Origin of the sequence: Geobacillus sp. BMUD (genome assembly GCF_013096845.1) — a bacterium.
Classification (GTDB): Bacteria; Bacillota; Bacilli; order Bacillales; family Anoxybacillaceae; genus Geobacillus; species Geobacillus vulcani.
This window is the reverse complement of sequence record NZ_SDLA01000008.1, coordinates 22,122-36,661: the sequence shown is the minus strand read 5'-3', so window position 1 is coordinate 36,661 and position 14,540 is coordinate 22,122. Positions and strand designations below refer to the sequence as shown.

14 protein-coding genes are annotated in these 14,540 nt (G+C 56.3%); 1 reads left to right on the top strand and 13 read right to left on the bottom strand.

Going from position 1 to position 14,540, the window contains the following annotated elements; all coding sequences use genetic code 11:
- Positions 1-4 precede the first annotated feature (4 nt).
- From ETC05_RS10610 to hpaB, 10 genes are all read right to left on the bottom strand, one after another.
- Positions 5-886: a branched-chain amino acid ABC transporter permease gene (locus tag ETC05_RS10610; protein ID WP_031407226.1), complete on the bottom strand. Its 882-nt coding sequence runs from the start codon at positions 884-886 to the stop codon at positions 5-7.
- Between the two features lie 61 nt (positions 887-947).
- Positions 948-2,120, bottom strand: a complete 1,173-nt coding sequence (locus ETC05_RS10605) for an ABC transporter substrate-binding protein (RefSeq protein WP_031407224.1) — start codon at positions 2,118-2,120, stop codon at positions 948-950.
- Positions 2,121-2,273: 153 nt separating this feature from the next.
- Positions 2,274-2,921 (bottom strand): GntR family transcriptional regulator, encoded by a 648-nt coding sequence (locus ETC05_RS10600; protein ID WP_031407222.1) that lies wholly within the window; start codon positions 2,919-2,921, stop codon positions 2,274-2,276.
- 39 nt (positions 2,922-2,960) lie between these two features.
- Positions 2,961-4,472: a 5-carboxymethyl-2-hydroxymuconate semialdehyde dehydrogenase gene (gene hpaE, locus ETC05_RS10595; protein WP_031407219.1), complete on the bottom strand. Its 1,512-nt coding sequence runs from the start codon at positions 4,470-4,472 to the stop codon at positions 2,961-2,963.
- Positions 4,473-4,485: 13 nt separating this feature from the next.
- On the bottom strand, positions 4,486-4,878 hold the full coding sequence (locus tag ETC05_RS10590) for a 5-carboxymethyl-2-hydroxymuconate Delta-isomerase (protein WP_031407217.1): 393 nt from the start codon (positions 4,876-4,878) through the stop codon (positions 4,486-4,488).
- A gap of 59 nt (positions 4,879-4,937) precedes the next feature.
- Positions 4,938-5,675 (bottom strand): fumarylacetoacetate hydrolase family protein, encoded by a 738-nt coding sequence (locus ETC05_RS10585; protein WP_031407215.1) that lies wholly within the window; start codon positions 5,673-5,675, stop codon positions 4,938-4,940.
- Entirely contained in the window at positions 5,672-6,451 is a 780-nt protein-coding gene (locus ETC05_RS10580) for a fumarylacetoacetate hydrolase family protein (RefSeq protein ID WP_031407213.1), read from the bottom strand. The genes ETC05_RS10585 and ETC05_RS10580 overlap by 4 nt, the downstream gene beginning before the upstream one ends.
- A 97-nt stretch (positions 6,452-6,548) precedes the next feature.
- Positions 6,549-7,466, bottom strand: a complete 918-nt coding sequence (hpaI, locus tag ETC05_RS10575; RefSeq protein ID WP_171660968.1) for a 2,4-dihydroxyhept-2-ene-1,7-dioic acid aldolase — start codon at positions 7,464-7,466, stop codon at positions 6,549-6,551.
- Positions 7,467-7,626: 160 nt separating this feature from the next.
- Positions 7,627-8,610: a 3,4-dihydroxyphenylacetate 2,3-dioxygenase gene (hpaD, locus tag ETC05_RS10570; protein WP_171660967.1), complete on the bottom strand. Its 984-nt coding sequence runs from the start codon at positions 8,608-8,610 to the stop codon at positions 7,627-7,629.
- Between the two features lie 269 nt (positions 8,611-8,879).
- A complete protein-coding gene (gene hpaB / locus ETC05_RS10565; protein WP_171660966.1) occupies positions 8,880-10,358 on the bottom strand; it encodes a 4-hydroxyphenylacetate 3-monooxygenase, oxygenase component in 1,479 nt (492 codons plus the stop codon).
- Between the two features lie 222 nt (positions 10,359-10,580).
- On the opposite strand from hpaB, the gene ETC05_RS10560 reads away from it, so the two are divergent.
- The gene (locus ETC05_RS10560; RefSeq protein WP_171660965.1) at positions 10,581-11,504 is read left to right on the top strand and encodes a LysR family transcriptional regulator; all 924 of its coding nucleotides are present in this window, start codon (positions 10,581-10,583) and stop codon (positions 11,502-11,504) included.
- Positions 11,505-11,581: 77 nt separating this feature from the next.
- Here the strand turns inward: ETC05_RS10560 and ETC05_RS10555 are convergent, their stop codons facing one another.
- The 3 genes from ETC05_RS10555 to ETC05_RS10545 all read right to left on the bottom strand — a co-directional run bounded on the left by ETC05_RS10555 (position 11,582) and on the right by ETC05_RS10545 (position 14,479).
- Complete coding sequence (locus ETC05_RS10555) at positions 11,582-12,481, bottom strand: manganese catalase family protein (protein WP_171660964.1); 900 nt, start codon at positions 12,479-12,481, stop codon at positions 11,582-11,584.
- Positions 12,482-12,498: 17 nt separating this feature from the next.
- Positions 12,499-12,726 carry a YuzF family protein gene (locus ETC05_RS10550; protein WP_031407201.1) on the bottom strand — a complete coding sequence of 76 codons (228 nt, stop codon included), beginning with the start codon at positions 12,724-12,726 and terminating at the stop codon, positions 12,499-12,501.
- 385 nt (positions 12,727-13,111) lie between these two features.
- A complete protein-coding gene (locus ETC05_RS10545) occupies positions 13,112-14,479 on the bottom strand; it encodes a PepSY-associated TM helix domain-containing protein (RefSeq protein ID WP_171660963.1) in 1,368 nt (455 codons plus the stop codon).
- Positions 14,480-14,540: the final 61 nt, after the last annotated feature.

Below are 14,540 nucleotides of genomic sequence, written 5' to 3'. Positions count from 1 at the left end.
CCCCTTATACCCGCTTTCCTGTCATCTTGGCAAACAGCCCGTTCGGCATGAAAAACAGCACAAGCAGCAACAGCCCAAAGCTGATCGCTTCTTTGTATCCCGAGGACAAGTATCCTTCCGCAAATGATTCAAGCAGCCCGACGAGAAACGCGCCGGCAATCGCAGCCGGGGCGTTCGTCAATCCCCCGACAACAGCGGCAATAAACGCCTTCAGCCCAATCATCATCCCCATATCATAAGAAGCGCCGGAAATCGGGGCGATGACGATTCCCGCGAGCGCCCCCAGACCAGCGCTGGCGGCAATCGCGCCAAGCGACATTTTGCGGATGTCAATCCCCATCAACCGAGCGGCAAACGGGTTGATGACGCAGGCGGCCACCGCCTTGCCGATGTACGTTCGGTGAAAGAACAAATGCAAGGCGGCAAAACTCGCGAGCGAAATGATGATCGCCCAGACGCTTTGCCATTGGATGACCGCTCCAAACACCTCAAGCGCCCCATGGCCCGTAAAAGGGCGCAGCGCGTACGGATTCGTCCCCCAAACGAGCAGGGCAATCCCGCGGAATACAAACGACGCCCCGATCGTAATGATAATGAGCACCGCGACAGGCGATCGACGCGCCGGTTGAATCGCCAGCCGCTCAAACAGCGCGCCGATTGCCATCACCGCCACAATGCTGAGCCCAATCGCGAGCACAAACGGCACGCCGTTGTTGACGAGCGTAACGCAAAACAGCGCCCCTAACATGGCGAAATCGCCTTGAGCCAAATTTAAAATGCCGGTCACGCTGTACGTAATGACAAATCCGAGCGCCACCAACGCGTAAATGCTGCCGACCGTGAGCCCAGAAAACAACAGCTGCACAAACTGGCTCCACGCTTCCATGCCCCGTCCCTCCTTCAACGGTTAGGTGGAACAAAAGGGAATTAGCGACCTCATTCCCTGTTTACTGCTCCGCGAGCACAAACTTTCCATCCTGAATTTGCACCATCACTAAACTGTCGGCGTCAAGCCCTGTATGGTCGTCTTTTGACATATGGAAGACGCCTGAAATGCCGATAAATTTTCTTGTATTCTCCAGAGCCGACCGTATTTTCTCTTTCTCAGTGCCTCCCTCTTTGATCGCGTTGGCCAACAAGTGAAACGCATCCCACGCATGTCCGCCAAAGGTGGTCGGCCCATAGCCGTACGCTTTTTCAAAATCTTGTTTGTATTTTAGCAGCGTTTCTTTTTGCGGATCGCTGTCCGGAAGCTGGTCTGCCACTAAAATGCGCCCGGCGGGGAACCATACGTCGTTGGCCGCCTCACCGGCCAAGTCGATAAAGCTTTTCGTGCCGATGCCGTGGCTTTCCACAATCGGCGCCGCAATGCCCAACTGGCGGATGTTTTTCGTGACGACCGCCGATTCCTGCGCCGTTCCCCATACGATAATGGCTTGCGGATTCGCTTTTTTCACCTTTGTCAACATCGCTTTCGCGTCATCGACCGTCGCCTCAAACTCCTCTTCGATGACAGCTTTCACCCCATATTCCGGGGCATAATGCACAAACTCTTCATGCCCGCTCGTTCCGTATGCATTGGCGACGTTCAGCCAGGCGACGTTCAGCCAGCCTTTCTCTTTTAAAAAACCAAGCAGCTTCTGGATGACGATATTGTCCCCTTGAGCGGTTTTAAATGTCCAATGACGTGAGGATCCATCGCTTGGATTGACGATTTGTTTGCTTGCTGCGAGGGAAATGTACGGAATGCCTGCCTTTTCGATTTGTGGGATCATGGCTAAGGAGTTCCCGCTGGTCGTGCCGCCGATGATGGCCGTCACGTTGTCTTGCTCGATGAGTTTTTTCGCGGATAATACGGCCTCGTTTTGGTCGGACTTGTCATCATAGGCGATCAGCTTGATTTTCTTTCCATCTATGCCGCCTTGCTCGTTCCATTGCTCAACAAGCATTTTGACCGTCTCCATCTCCGGCTTGCCGAGCGGCGCCGCTCCACCTGAGGCCGAGAAAATGGCGCCGATTTTGATTTCGTCCCCTCCATTTCCAGATGTCGTTGTCTTCCCGCAAGCGACAAGGAAAAGGAACAACAAGGCTGTCATGAAAAGAGACATTCTCCTTTTCATGTTGATTTCCCCCTTTCTTATTGATAACGCTTTCAAAATCCTTCTGGAAGGTGCCCCAAAAGAATGGGGACACCTTCTTTACCTCCCTATAGGAGAACAGCATCACCTCTCTCGAGTGTCTGCCGAAAACCATCCATTGGGTCAGAATCGTGGTCAGCGCCGCCGCTTGAACGCCTCCGCGGTGTTTAGTTTATGCTGGCGGACGTATTGCTCGATTTCATGCGCCGGCGCCTGTTCCCGTAGCAGGCGGATGATCTCTCGATGCTCTTCGATCGATGCTTTCGCCCGCTGCGGAACAAATGTGAATCCGTACACACGGATGCGTTTCATCCGCTGCCAAATTTGCTTGATTTGCTCTTCAAGGTAGGCGTTGCCGCAATGGGCGTAAATCAAAGAATGAAATTCATAGTTCAGCTCGCTGAACCGTTCCAGCTCCAGCTCTTCAAGCGCCCGCTCCATCCGTTCGTTCAACCGCTCAAGCTCGTTGATCGCCTCCTTCGTCAAATTGGCGGAGCCAAGCGCGGTCGCATAGCCTTCCAAAACCGCCAGCACGGACAACGTCTCCACATATTCGTTTTCGTTAATGGTGCTGACCACAGCACCTGCATACGGCTTGAACTCGACAAGCCCTTCCGCCTCGAGCTGGCGGATCGCCTCGCGCACCGGAATGCTGCTTAACCCGAGCTCGCGGGCGATTTGATCGATGACGACGCGGTATCCCGGGCCATAGACGCCGCTTTCAATGCGGGACAATATATACTCATACGCCAACTGTGTTTTGTTTTTCGCCTTCGTTCCCATACGTCTATCATATACTAGATCATATAGGTTGACTAGTCGTCATGCCTGTTCGGCAGACAAGGCGGTCCGTTTCTCCCCCTTGCCGAACGCGGGAATCGGCGGGTCGCCGACCGCGACGTGGACGACCTGCACTTCCGTATAGAAATCAAAGCTGTAATGCCCGCCTTCGCGGCCAATGCCGCTGTATTTCGTCCCGCCAAACGGGATGCGCAAATCGCGGACGTTCGGCGAGTTGACCCATGCCATCCCGCTTTCGATCGCTTGGGCGACGCGGTGGCCGCGCTTTAGATCGTTCGTCCAGACGTATGCCGCCAATCCGTATTTCACAGCGTTCGCCAGCCGGATCGCCTCTTCTTCATCCGCAAAGGACATGACCGCCATCACCGGTCCGAAAATCTCTTCCTGCGCCACCTTCATGCCGTTATGGCAGTTCAGCAGCAGCGTCGGCGGCACAAAATTGCCGTTTTCCAACCCGTTCGGAACACTGGGGGCATAGACGTCCGCCCCTTCTTGCTTGGCGATGTCTATATAGCGGTTCACCCGCTCCCAATGATCGCGGTGAATAAGCGGCCCCAGTTCGGTCGCTGGGTTCATCGGGTCGCCGATGACGATGCGGTCGACGCGCTCTTTCAGCCGGGCGACAAATTCGTCGTAAATCGACTGCTCGAGCAAAAGCCGCGAGTTGGCCGTGCACCGCTCGCCATTGAGCGAAAATACACCCCAAACGGCCGCATCAAGCGCCCGTTCGAGATCCGCATCGGCGAACACGATGAGCGGCGACTTGCCGCCAAGCTCCATCGATGTTTTTTTCAACGTCGCGGCGCTGTTGCGGATGATGTCCATGCCGGTCGTCGTCTCGCCGGTAAATGAGATGAGGCGCACGTCCGGATGGGCGACCAACGCGGCGCCCGCCGTTTCGCCAAACCCGTGCACGACGTTGAACACCCCGCGAGGCAGCCCGGCTTCATCGATGATTTCCGCCAGTTTATTCGCCGTCAATGGCGACCATTCGGCCGGCTTCAAGACGACCGTGTTGCCAGTCGCCAGCGCTGGAGCGACTTTCCATGTCTCGAGCATAAACGGCGTATTCCACGGCGTGATGAGCCCCGCCACGCCGACCGGCTTGTGGACGGTGTAGTTTACAAACTGACCATGGACGTGGTACGCTTCGCCGACAAGGCGCGTTTTCACCATTTCCGCGTAAAAGCGGAAGTTTTCCGCCGCGCGGGCGGCCTGTTTTTTCGCCTGGCTGATCGGAATGCCGGTATCCAGCGCCTCTAAATAGGCGATGTCGTCCGCCTGCTGTTCGATCAACTCCGCGATGCGAAACAGATAACGAAGCCGCCGCTCCACCGGCATCGTCCGCCACGGCCCGTGATCAAACGCCTCTTTCGCCGCCCGGACCGCCGCGTCGATGTCTTCCTTTCGTCCTTCGGCCACTTCGTTGATCGGTTCGTTCGTAAACGGATTGATATTGGTGAAATACAGACCGGCTGCCCCTTCCACAAACTGCCCATTGATATAATGAAGCACTTTTGGTTGCACTGCCATTCGTTTCCCCCCATCACTGCTGCGCCCGATAACGCGCATGAATGTTGTTGTGTTTATACGTCCCCGCCTCGCTGAATTCATACAGCTCAAGCGACAGCGCCAAATAGCGTTTGGCAAACAGCGGGGCGAAATGGTCTTTCATCACGGCAAACAGCTCGTCGCCGACTTCTTTTTTTACCTGTTCCGGACGCCCGGCGCCAATTTTCAGCGTCCCGTGCACAAACGCATCGTCTTCGGCCCCGTCAGCCACATAGTACTCGTCAAGCCGAATGGCGCGCGAGCGGATGCCGCCGACGGGAAACCAATCGCTCCGCTTGATCAGCACACGGTGAACTTTTTCAAGCAAGCCGCGAATATCGGCCTCTTCGCCGAGATTGGCCGTGTATTCTAAGACAAAGTGCGGCACGATCCTCTCCCCTTTCGCTCTGAACGCCCGATACCACGCTTTCTGCCGGGCGCTGCCTGCTATTCAATGTAATTGACGAGCCGGCCGATGCGCTCGATTTCCGTCACCACTTCGTCGCCGGGCTGGACGTTCACCGCCCCTTTCGGCGTGCCGGTCAAAATCAGGTCGCCAGGCGCGAGCGTCATGAATTCGGTGATGTACTCGAGCAAATACGGGATCGAAAAGATCATATCGCCCGTATCCCCTTCCTGCACAACCGCCCCATTGACATACGTCCGCAAACGAAGCGCCATCGGATCGCCCACTTCCTCATGGCTGACGATCCATGGGCCGAGCGGCGTCGTTCGGTCACGGTTTTTGACGCGGAAATTCGGTCGGTAATAATTTTCCAAGTAGTCGCGAACAGCGTAATCGTTGGCAATCGTGTAACCGCAAATGTAGTCGTACGCCCGCTCTGCTTTTACCCGGCGGGCCGGACGGCCGATGACGACCGCGAGCTCGCATTCATAATGCATCACGTTGACGCCGTTGGGGCGAACGGTTCGGCCGCGATGGCCGATGAGCGTGTTTTTCCCTTTGAAAAATAAAAGCGGCTCTTTCGGCGCGGCAAACGACAGTTCCCCCGCATGATCGGCGTAATTCAATCCAAGCGCCACGATCGTGCGCGGCTCGACCGGGGGAAGCCAGATGACGTCGCTCTCAGCGGCAATCGTCCCATCCGGCAGCAGAAGGCGGCCGTCGTCAAGCGGCACCGCGTCGGTCACCGTTCCGTTCCACGCTACGCGCGCCCGCTTCATGCCCCTCCTCCCCCTTCTTCGGCAACGATCCTATTTTCCAACACACCGATTCCATCCATTTCGATGCGCACCACATCTCCTGCCGCCACGAGCGGCGCGTCAGCCGGCCAGCTAAAAAACAGCACATCGCCCGGGTAAAGGGTCATAAATTCGGTCACCTCGGCCAGCCATTGTTCAGGCGGGCGCCGGAACCGGCGGAGATCAGCGCACTGAACGAGCTGACCATTGACATATACGCGCGCCATTAACGATGACAGCGGCACCGTTTCCTCTTTCGGCACCACCCAAGGGCCGACCGGAGTGAACCCGTCGCGCGCCTGCTCCTTCACCGCCGGTCGGTACCGCTGTTCGTGCGGAATCGACAGGTCATTGACGATCGTGTAACCGAATACAAAATCGAGCGCCTGCTCGCGCTGCACGCGCGCGGCGGTTCGCCCGATAACCAGACCGATCGCCGGGGCGGCGCGAAGCCGTTGGACACCGGGCGGGAGAACGACCGGCCGGCGATGGGCGTTGATAGTGTTCGCCGGCTTCATATACAGCACAGGCCCTTTTGGTGGTTGCTCGTACGGCGGAGCGGTCATGGCCTCGGCCATCCCCTCCCATTCCCATCGGTCATTAAGCGCCACCCCATACATAGCGCCAACGTCCGGCGCCTCCCACTCCCATTCGTCAATGGGCGCTGTCCGTCCCTCCAGCGTCATCGTTCTGCTCCGCCAATCCACTTTCGCCTCGAACAGATGCCGTCGGCCAGACAAGCGCAACCGCACGTTCATGATCGCCCTCCCCCTTTCATATCGATGACCAACGCCGACGCTTCCCTACATCCCAGCCGGCAAGGATCACTCCACCCACCCTCCTCAGCAAGCGCGCTCATTGCGGCGTCTCGGCCAGCAACCCGTATTTGACGAGCGTGCGGCGGATTTTCCGCTGGTTCTCTTCGCTTGGCAAATCGAGCGGCAGCCGGAGCTTCGGAGTGATTTTCCCCATCATGCCGAGCGCCGCTTTCACCGGGCCCGGGTTCGTTTCGATAAACAGCACATCATTGAGTTCCATCAATTCAAAATGAAGATCTTGCGCCCGCTTGACATCGCCGGCAAACCAAGCGTCGTGCAGCTCGGCCACTTTCTGCGGCACGACGTTCGCCGTCGCGCTGATCGACCCGGCGCCGCCAATCGCCAGCATCGGATAGCACAACAGCTCGATGCCGGAAAACAGCAGAAAATCGCGCCCGCAATGCCATAGCACCCGGTTGACGTGCTCAAAGTCTTTGTTCGACTCTTTCACGCCGATAATGTTCGGACAATCTTCGGCCAGCCGCGCCAATGTTTGGACCTCCAAATTGACCGCCGTCCGGCCAGGGATATTGTAGACGATGATCGGGATGTCGACCGCCTCGGCCACCGCCTTAAAATGCTTGTACAGCGCCTGTTGGGATGGACGGTTGTAATAGGGGACGATGACCATCGCCGCATCAGCCCCGATTTCTTGGGCGAATTTCGTCAGCTCGATCGTCTCCGCATGGTTCGTCGACCCCGTCCCCGGCACGAACGGCACGCGCCCGGCGACCGCCTTCTTCGCCGCTTCCATCACCTGCTTTCGTTCTTCCAGCGTCAGCGAGCTCGGTTCTCCTGATGTTCCCGTCACCGAAATGCCGTGTGTGCCGCTTTCGATATGCCAGTCAATGAGCGCCGTCAACGCTGCCACATCAACGTTTCCCTCTTCATCAAACGGCGTGACGACCGGCGCGATCGAGCCGCGCAGCCGTTCTTTCACTTCGCGGTATGCCATCCCCTTGCCCCCTATCGCCTTCATTTTTCTGAATCTTGTTTATATTTTACATATGATCATATACCAAATCAACTATAAAATCATATATTATTTTATCATAGAGAAACCGCCTGAAATGCTATGTTTTGGTCAAGAACGAACGATGGATGAAATCAGCTTTCTAAATCAGGAAGGTCGGTTTCCGCTTCGCCAATGTTGGTTCGTTCGGCTCGACCGGTTGGCCGCTGTGAACGTCAAGGACGATGGACGCCTCTTCAAACCAGCTGTCCGGCGCCGCATGGCCCCAGAACGTTTGCCGTCGCGGATCATCCAAATCCCAGCGGATCGGCGGAAAATCGGGGTCGCTCGTCAAATAATCGCCGTTGTACAGCTCGATTCGATGGCCATCCGGATCGCGCAAATAGACAAAGAAGGCATTCGACAATCCGTGACGGCCCGGCCCGCGTTCAATGTTCGCTGCATATCCGGCCGCTGCCAGCACATCGCACGCATGGATCAGGCTGAGCGGATCCGGCAGCCAAAACCCAATATGGTGAAGGCGCGGCCCTTTTCCGTTCATCAGCGCCAAATCGTGGACGTTTTGCTTCCGGTGCAGCCATGCCGCCCAAAGCTTCCCATCCTCTGTTTCCGTATACTCTGAGCAGGCAAAGCCCAGACCACGGACATAAAAGTCATATGCGCTCTTTACATCCGTCACCGCGCAGTTGAAATGATCGATGCGCTGCACGCGGGCCCCGCGATACAAGTCATACCGCTGCAACAACCGCTCGGTTTTCTCCATATGGGCAAAAAACTCAAGCGGCAGTCCGGACGGATCTTGCACGCGAAACGCCCTGCCGACGGCGCGCTGGCTTCCCGCTTCGAGCCACTTCGGCTGCAGCGTTTGCGCCGCAAACCATTCATAAAGCGCTTCCAATTCCTGCTCGGAACCGACTTTGTAGCCAAGCGCTTCGACCGCAGGGCGGGGCGCCTTCTTCAATAGAAGGCTATGATGATGATATTCTTCAAGTCCCCGCAAATACAGATGATCTTCATCCGCTTCCGTCACGACAAACCCAAGCACCCGTTCGTAAAAATCGCGGGCGGCGGCCAAATCGGTCACATGCAACACCGCGCGGGCGCAGCGAATAATGGAAAATGCCATCGCTCTCTTCCCCCTTTCGCAACATTCCTTCATCCAGAGTTGGGCGGCCGACAGAAAGAAGCCGTCTTTTCCGCTGGCGAACATGAAACAACTCCTTCCTTGTTGCTGGCCAAATCCTTTCACTTCAAACATCTCGCAGCACGCCCAAATCCGCCCGGCTTGCGCGCCACTGAACGCCTGTTTTCGAGCGGCGGCAACCTTAGGAAGCGCCGCAGCCGCGCATCCTCCGCTGTTCCCCCAACCGTGTTTGCGAACGTTCGAATGAACGGTCAATGCTTGTTGTCAGCCGGAATGAACACGCTTTTGGCGCCGCGCAAAAATTCGCGCACGAACTGTTTATACGGCTCTTTTTCGTAGCCATCGAAATACGCCATCCCCATCCGAACGGGGTCGCCGAAAAAGTAATATTCGTAATGCGTCTGCCGGGCGCCGAACGCGCTCATCGTGAGATCCCAAGCGAGCCGGAACAGCTGGACGCGTTCATAGCCGTCCACCGTCGCCCCTTGCATCGCCCGGCGGACGATGTCGCCAATTTCCTCGTGCTGAAAATCCGCCTCCGTCGGAATCGCCATCAACCCCGATGCCCCTAAAATGCGGATGATCTCCGCCAAGCGCGGATAAATGCGCGGATACCAGTTGCGCGCGGCATCGAGCGCGGCAAAATCGGGCGTCATCGTTCCCCAACGGTCCCGCTTCGCATTGTGCTCGGCCCGGTACAAATGGCTTTTCATCGTCTCGAGGACGAGCATGATTTCCGCCCCTTTGTCTTTCACATGCTGGAACTCGCCGATGCCGATCGCTTCGATGAGGCAAAGGGTGACGCCAAGCAAAAACTCCGTTTTGACGATGTTTTTCGCCACGACTTGATGGGACATATGAACAACTGCGTTCGTTTCCCGGAACGTCCGGTTGCAAATCGATGAATTGCCGCACACAAACACGCGCTCCCACGGCACAAACACGTTTTCAAACGAAACGATCGCATCGCCTTCCTCAAAACGCGATGCCAGCGGATGATCCCACGCGCTCCGCCCGTAGTCAAACGCCTCGCGGCAAATGAACTTCACGCCTGGCGTATTATTCGGAATGGCAAAGGCAAGCGCATATGGGTCTTCGCCGGATGTCGCTTTTTTCACGGTCGAGGGAAACACTAAAATTTCATCGGTGATCCCGCCTTGTGTCGCCAACAGGCGGATGCCGCTGACGATGATCCCGTCTTTGCGCCGTTCCACCAAGTGAAGCGGCACATCGGCATCGTTTTGTTCGTGTAGCGCCTTGGCGCGGTTCATTTGCGGATGGATGAGCGTATGCGTCAAGCTGATGTCGTTTTCCCGCGCGTACTCATAATAGTTTTTCGCATTTTCGGCAAACATCGGATCGTCTTCGGCAAACAAATCGTTGGCGATGCCCATCGCCATGACTTCGGCATTCAGATAATCAGGCGAGCGCCCCATCATTCCGGCCGACATCCGCGCCCACTCTTGCGTCGCCTCGCGGCGGGCGATGAGCTCGTCAATCGTAGTCGGCTGAATGAACGTCATCCCGACCGGCTGCCCGGTTGTCGGCGACCGGTACAACATCTTCTCCGGCTTTTCGTATTGCCGGTCGTAAAGCGCCGCCATCGAGCGGACGACGTTGCGGAACGCGGGATGAACGGTGACATCCTCCACTTTTTCCCCGTGGATGTACACGCTGCTTTTCGCCTGCTTGAGCCGCTCCATATACTCCTTTCCTGTTTTGGCCGGCATTTTCATCCCCTCCGTTTTCGGGTATAATAGTTAAGGAAGCGCTTTCATTCAGAATGTTCAAAATTAATATAACATATGATTTCATATATGAAAAATACAAAAACAATAAACGAACCTATATGAAAAATGTATACAAGCGGACGCGGCAGGCATTCCCCTTTCTCCACCAGCGCCATTTCCCAAAAACCGAAAGAGAGTCCGCGAACGAAAGGAGACAAACGCATGATCGATGTGAAACAGCTGAAATACTTCGTCACGATTGCCGAAGAGGGACAAATCACCAAAGCGGCGCAAAAGCTTCACATCGCCCAGCCGCCGCTCAGCCAGCAGCTGAAGCAGCTCGAAGAAGAGCTCGGTGTTCTTTTATTTGACCGGAAGGCGAAAAAAATGGAGCTCACCCCACCGGGCAAGGCGTTTTACGAAAAGGCGAAACAACTGCTGCGCCAGCTTGATGACGCCGTGGCGGAAGTGAAAGAAATCGAAGAGGGAACGGCGGGAACGCTGTCGATCGGCTGCGTCAAATCGTGTTTTTCCTATTTGGCCCAAGCGATCCGTCACTTCCACGAACAAGTTCCGAACGTGACCTTTCATCTCCGCGAAGGGGATACGTTTTCCATTTGCCAGCTGCTTCAAGAGCGGCACATTGACATCGGCATCGTCCGCCTGCCGATGGATGCAGCTCATTACGACGTCATCCATCTGGCGAGCGAGCGTTATGTCGGCGTGTTGCCGGCGCAATGGAAAAACGGGCGAACCGCGCTATGCATGCGCGATTTTGCGGATTGGCCGCTTCTCCTTCTTCACCGGGTGCACGGCGCCGGACAGTACGAGCGAGTCATCGAGGAATGCCGCCGCCATGGCTTTGAACCGAACATCCTATGCGAATGCCCGGATGCGACGATCTTGCTTTCCCTTGTCGCCCAAGGCCTCGGAGCCACCATTGTGCCGCAATCCACCGTGGCCTTGTTTCGCCTCCCCGGCATCGACGTGCTCGAGATCATCGACTCGTCGATGACCGCGGAAGCCGCCGCCATCCTCGACCGACAACGGTATTTGCCGAAAAGCGCCCGCCGCTTCCTAGCTGTGCTCCAAACGATTGCCGCCAGCGGACAACCGAAAGAGAGCGGGCCGCTTCTTCGATCGTAGACTCGGGAGGACAAGGAGCCCATACGATCTGGTCAATGACCGGCTTTGCAAAAAATCAGGCGCCGTTGGGCGCCTAATTACAATCCGGCCGATCGCTGCAGCCGCTTGGCTATTTCGAAAAAGTCTTCCGCCGAAATCCCAGGGGCGAATTCTTCCGGCACTTCGTCCAAATCCGGGATCGTCCCCCCTTGGGGAGCTCCTTCCACCACCTCGAGCGGCTTTCCATCGCTCGGATGCGTGCCCTGCCAAATGCGGGCGATTTCTCGGTAATAGCGATCGCTGAACGTATAAAGCCGGCGGTGGACGCCTTGGTCCTCATACTTTCTCGCCTCGTCGAACACACGGTTATCCAAGTTCGGGATCGGCAGCATCTTCGTCACATCCACACCGGTCGCCACTTCCAACGCTTTCGCATACGCTAAAATATGGACGCCCCCGCGCACGAGCAAGTAGCCGATCATCTCGCGGGCCGTCGGGTGATCGGTCATTTCATAGACGCGCATTTTATGCGTGCGCGCTCCGCACTCAAGGAAAAAGTTATGAAGCAAATCCAAAATCAAGTTGCCGCTGTTGAACACGTACTCCCCCGTCCACGCCTTCCCCATCGAATCGCCGGGAAACGCCGTCTGCGCCGTGGCGATGAAATGATACGTATTGCGCTTGTCTTTCGCGTCCTTCATCGGCGCTGTATCCGGGTCACCTGGGTGGGTGGAGCCGGTCAAACAAAGGTTGATCGCGTTGGACACGAGCTCGACATGGCCGAACTCTTCGGCAGTAATGCTTGCCACCAGCTCGTAAAACGGGCGAAGCTTGTTTTTTTGCCGAAAATTGAATGACTGAAACAAATAATTGTTCAACGTCGACATTTCGCCAAAGCGCCCGCCAAGCAGTTCCTGCACGGCCGCCGCCGCATTGGGGTCTGCGTACTTCGGCTTCGGCAACTCAATCGCCAACCGGTCGATTCGCTGAAAGACCACCGCCTTTCCCTCCTCTTTCAGTTATGGCCGAGGCGAACGGAAACGACTTGCGCCAAGCGGACATAATAAACCGCCTGATGCGCGGCAATGACGAGATGATCCGGCTTCACATCCCTCACGATCCCTTGGATCGAGCCGCGGACGGTTTCTACCACCACCTCTTGGCCGCGCACGCCTTGCAAGGTATGGTATACATACGGGTCGATGAGCGCGAACAGCTGCGGGGAGGCATACGGTTGGTTCACGCGTGGTTCCTCCTTTGCGCAAAATCAAAATGGCTCCTTTATGATACGTATGACACCGGCGCCCAAACATGACAACAAAATCAAGCGGCGAAGGCCAAAATCTTCCTTCGCCGCCAGAGAGTCTAGAGGGATGGTGATTTAATCGTGCATGCCGCTTCCCAGCCTCGCTTCTCAAATAGAAAAACCCTGTAGCATTCGGTACTACTTTTCTTTCACACGGTCACCCATCGATTAGGGAAAACAGCGGTTTTGCACCGTCCTTCTCGGAAGCTATGCTTTCCAACGCTCGAGAGGATCACGCAGTAAACAACGGACGCGCGGCGTCAGGGGCAACGGCCGTCGTATCGTTCGATTTCGCTGCCGGCAACCAACCGTCGCGCCCCCGTCACGCCGCCAAAAACTCGCGCAGTTTCGGTACACGCGGAACGATCAGGCGGTCAAACAGCCAGATGAACAAGAGAGACAACGCAAACAAAGGCATCACAATGGCGGCGGCGATCATCCCGCCCCAGACGGTTTTCACCGTTTGTGAGTCCCGCACCCGCGCCGGTGCTCCTAATCCCTTTGGCTTCCGCTGGCGCCACATGACCCAACCGCTTACGGCCAAAACGATGAGCCCAAGGCAAAAAACGAGATTAATCAGCTGGTTCGCCAGGCCAAACAACCGTCCTTCATGAAACGCAATGCCAATCGTGATCGCTTTGGCCAATGCGCCATAGTCGGAAAAGCGAACATCGCTCAGCACCCGGCCTGAATATTGGTCAATGTGCAAGGTGGCGTTATCCCACGGCTTGGTTTTCGACGTCGCCACCGTAAACACCCCTTTTGGGCCTTGCGGCAGCGAAATCGTGAACGGCTTTTTCACCTTTTTCTCCTCGGCAATCGCATACACGTCATCGAGCGACAACGAGGTCGTGTTGCGCGCGTGAACAGAAGGCACCGGCAGTCGCTCGGTCGCCCACGGCACATCTTGCGCCACCTCTTTGGTGACCACCTTCGATTCCGGCTTCGGCCCGAAGCTGAATGCAAACGGCGGATAACCAGTGTTCGTCGCCGTCGCCACGCGGTTAATGACCTCCCCCATGACACCCGTCCACGGCATGCCCGTCACAATGAGCAACAAAATCCCGCCGCTCATCCATATGCCTGTCACTGCATGCCAGTCGCGCCAGGCCAAACGTTTTTTCGCCCGCCAGCGCGGCCAAAACGTTCCGAAAACCGAGAATGATTGCCGCGGCCACCACAAATACAGCCCGGTCACTAACAAAACGAACCCCCAACAAGCCGCCAGCTCCACAAAGCGGTTGGCCAACGTCCCGCCAACGAGCAGCTCGCTGTGAATTTTTTTCGCGATTTCCGTCCAATTCTCATCCGCGCGCAAGGTCCCTTGAATCTCCCCGGTATACGGGTTGACAAAGACAAACACCATTTCTCCTTTGTCCATCATTCCTACTTTCACGGTCCGATTCGCTTCTTTCTCGAGCGTCACAGAGACGATGGGGTGATGCGGATATTGCTCTTTGACCCGCTCCGTCAATTCAACCAAAGGCAGCCGCTTTTCACCGATCCTGTCCACCTCATACAAATGGCCATACAGCGCTGATTCGATCTGCGGCTTAAACAAATAGACGGCCCCGCTCAGCGCCAAAATGATCAAAAAAGGCGCAAAGAAAAGGCCGGCATAAAAATGCCACCTCCAGACCGCCATGTACATCGACCGCTGTCTGTCCACCGGTTTCGCTGCTTGTTCCACGGTTTTCCCTCCTGCTTTGTTTTTCAGCAAGGAGTATAGAACAAAAGAATGTCCAACCGGT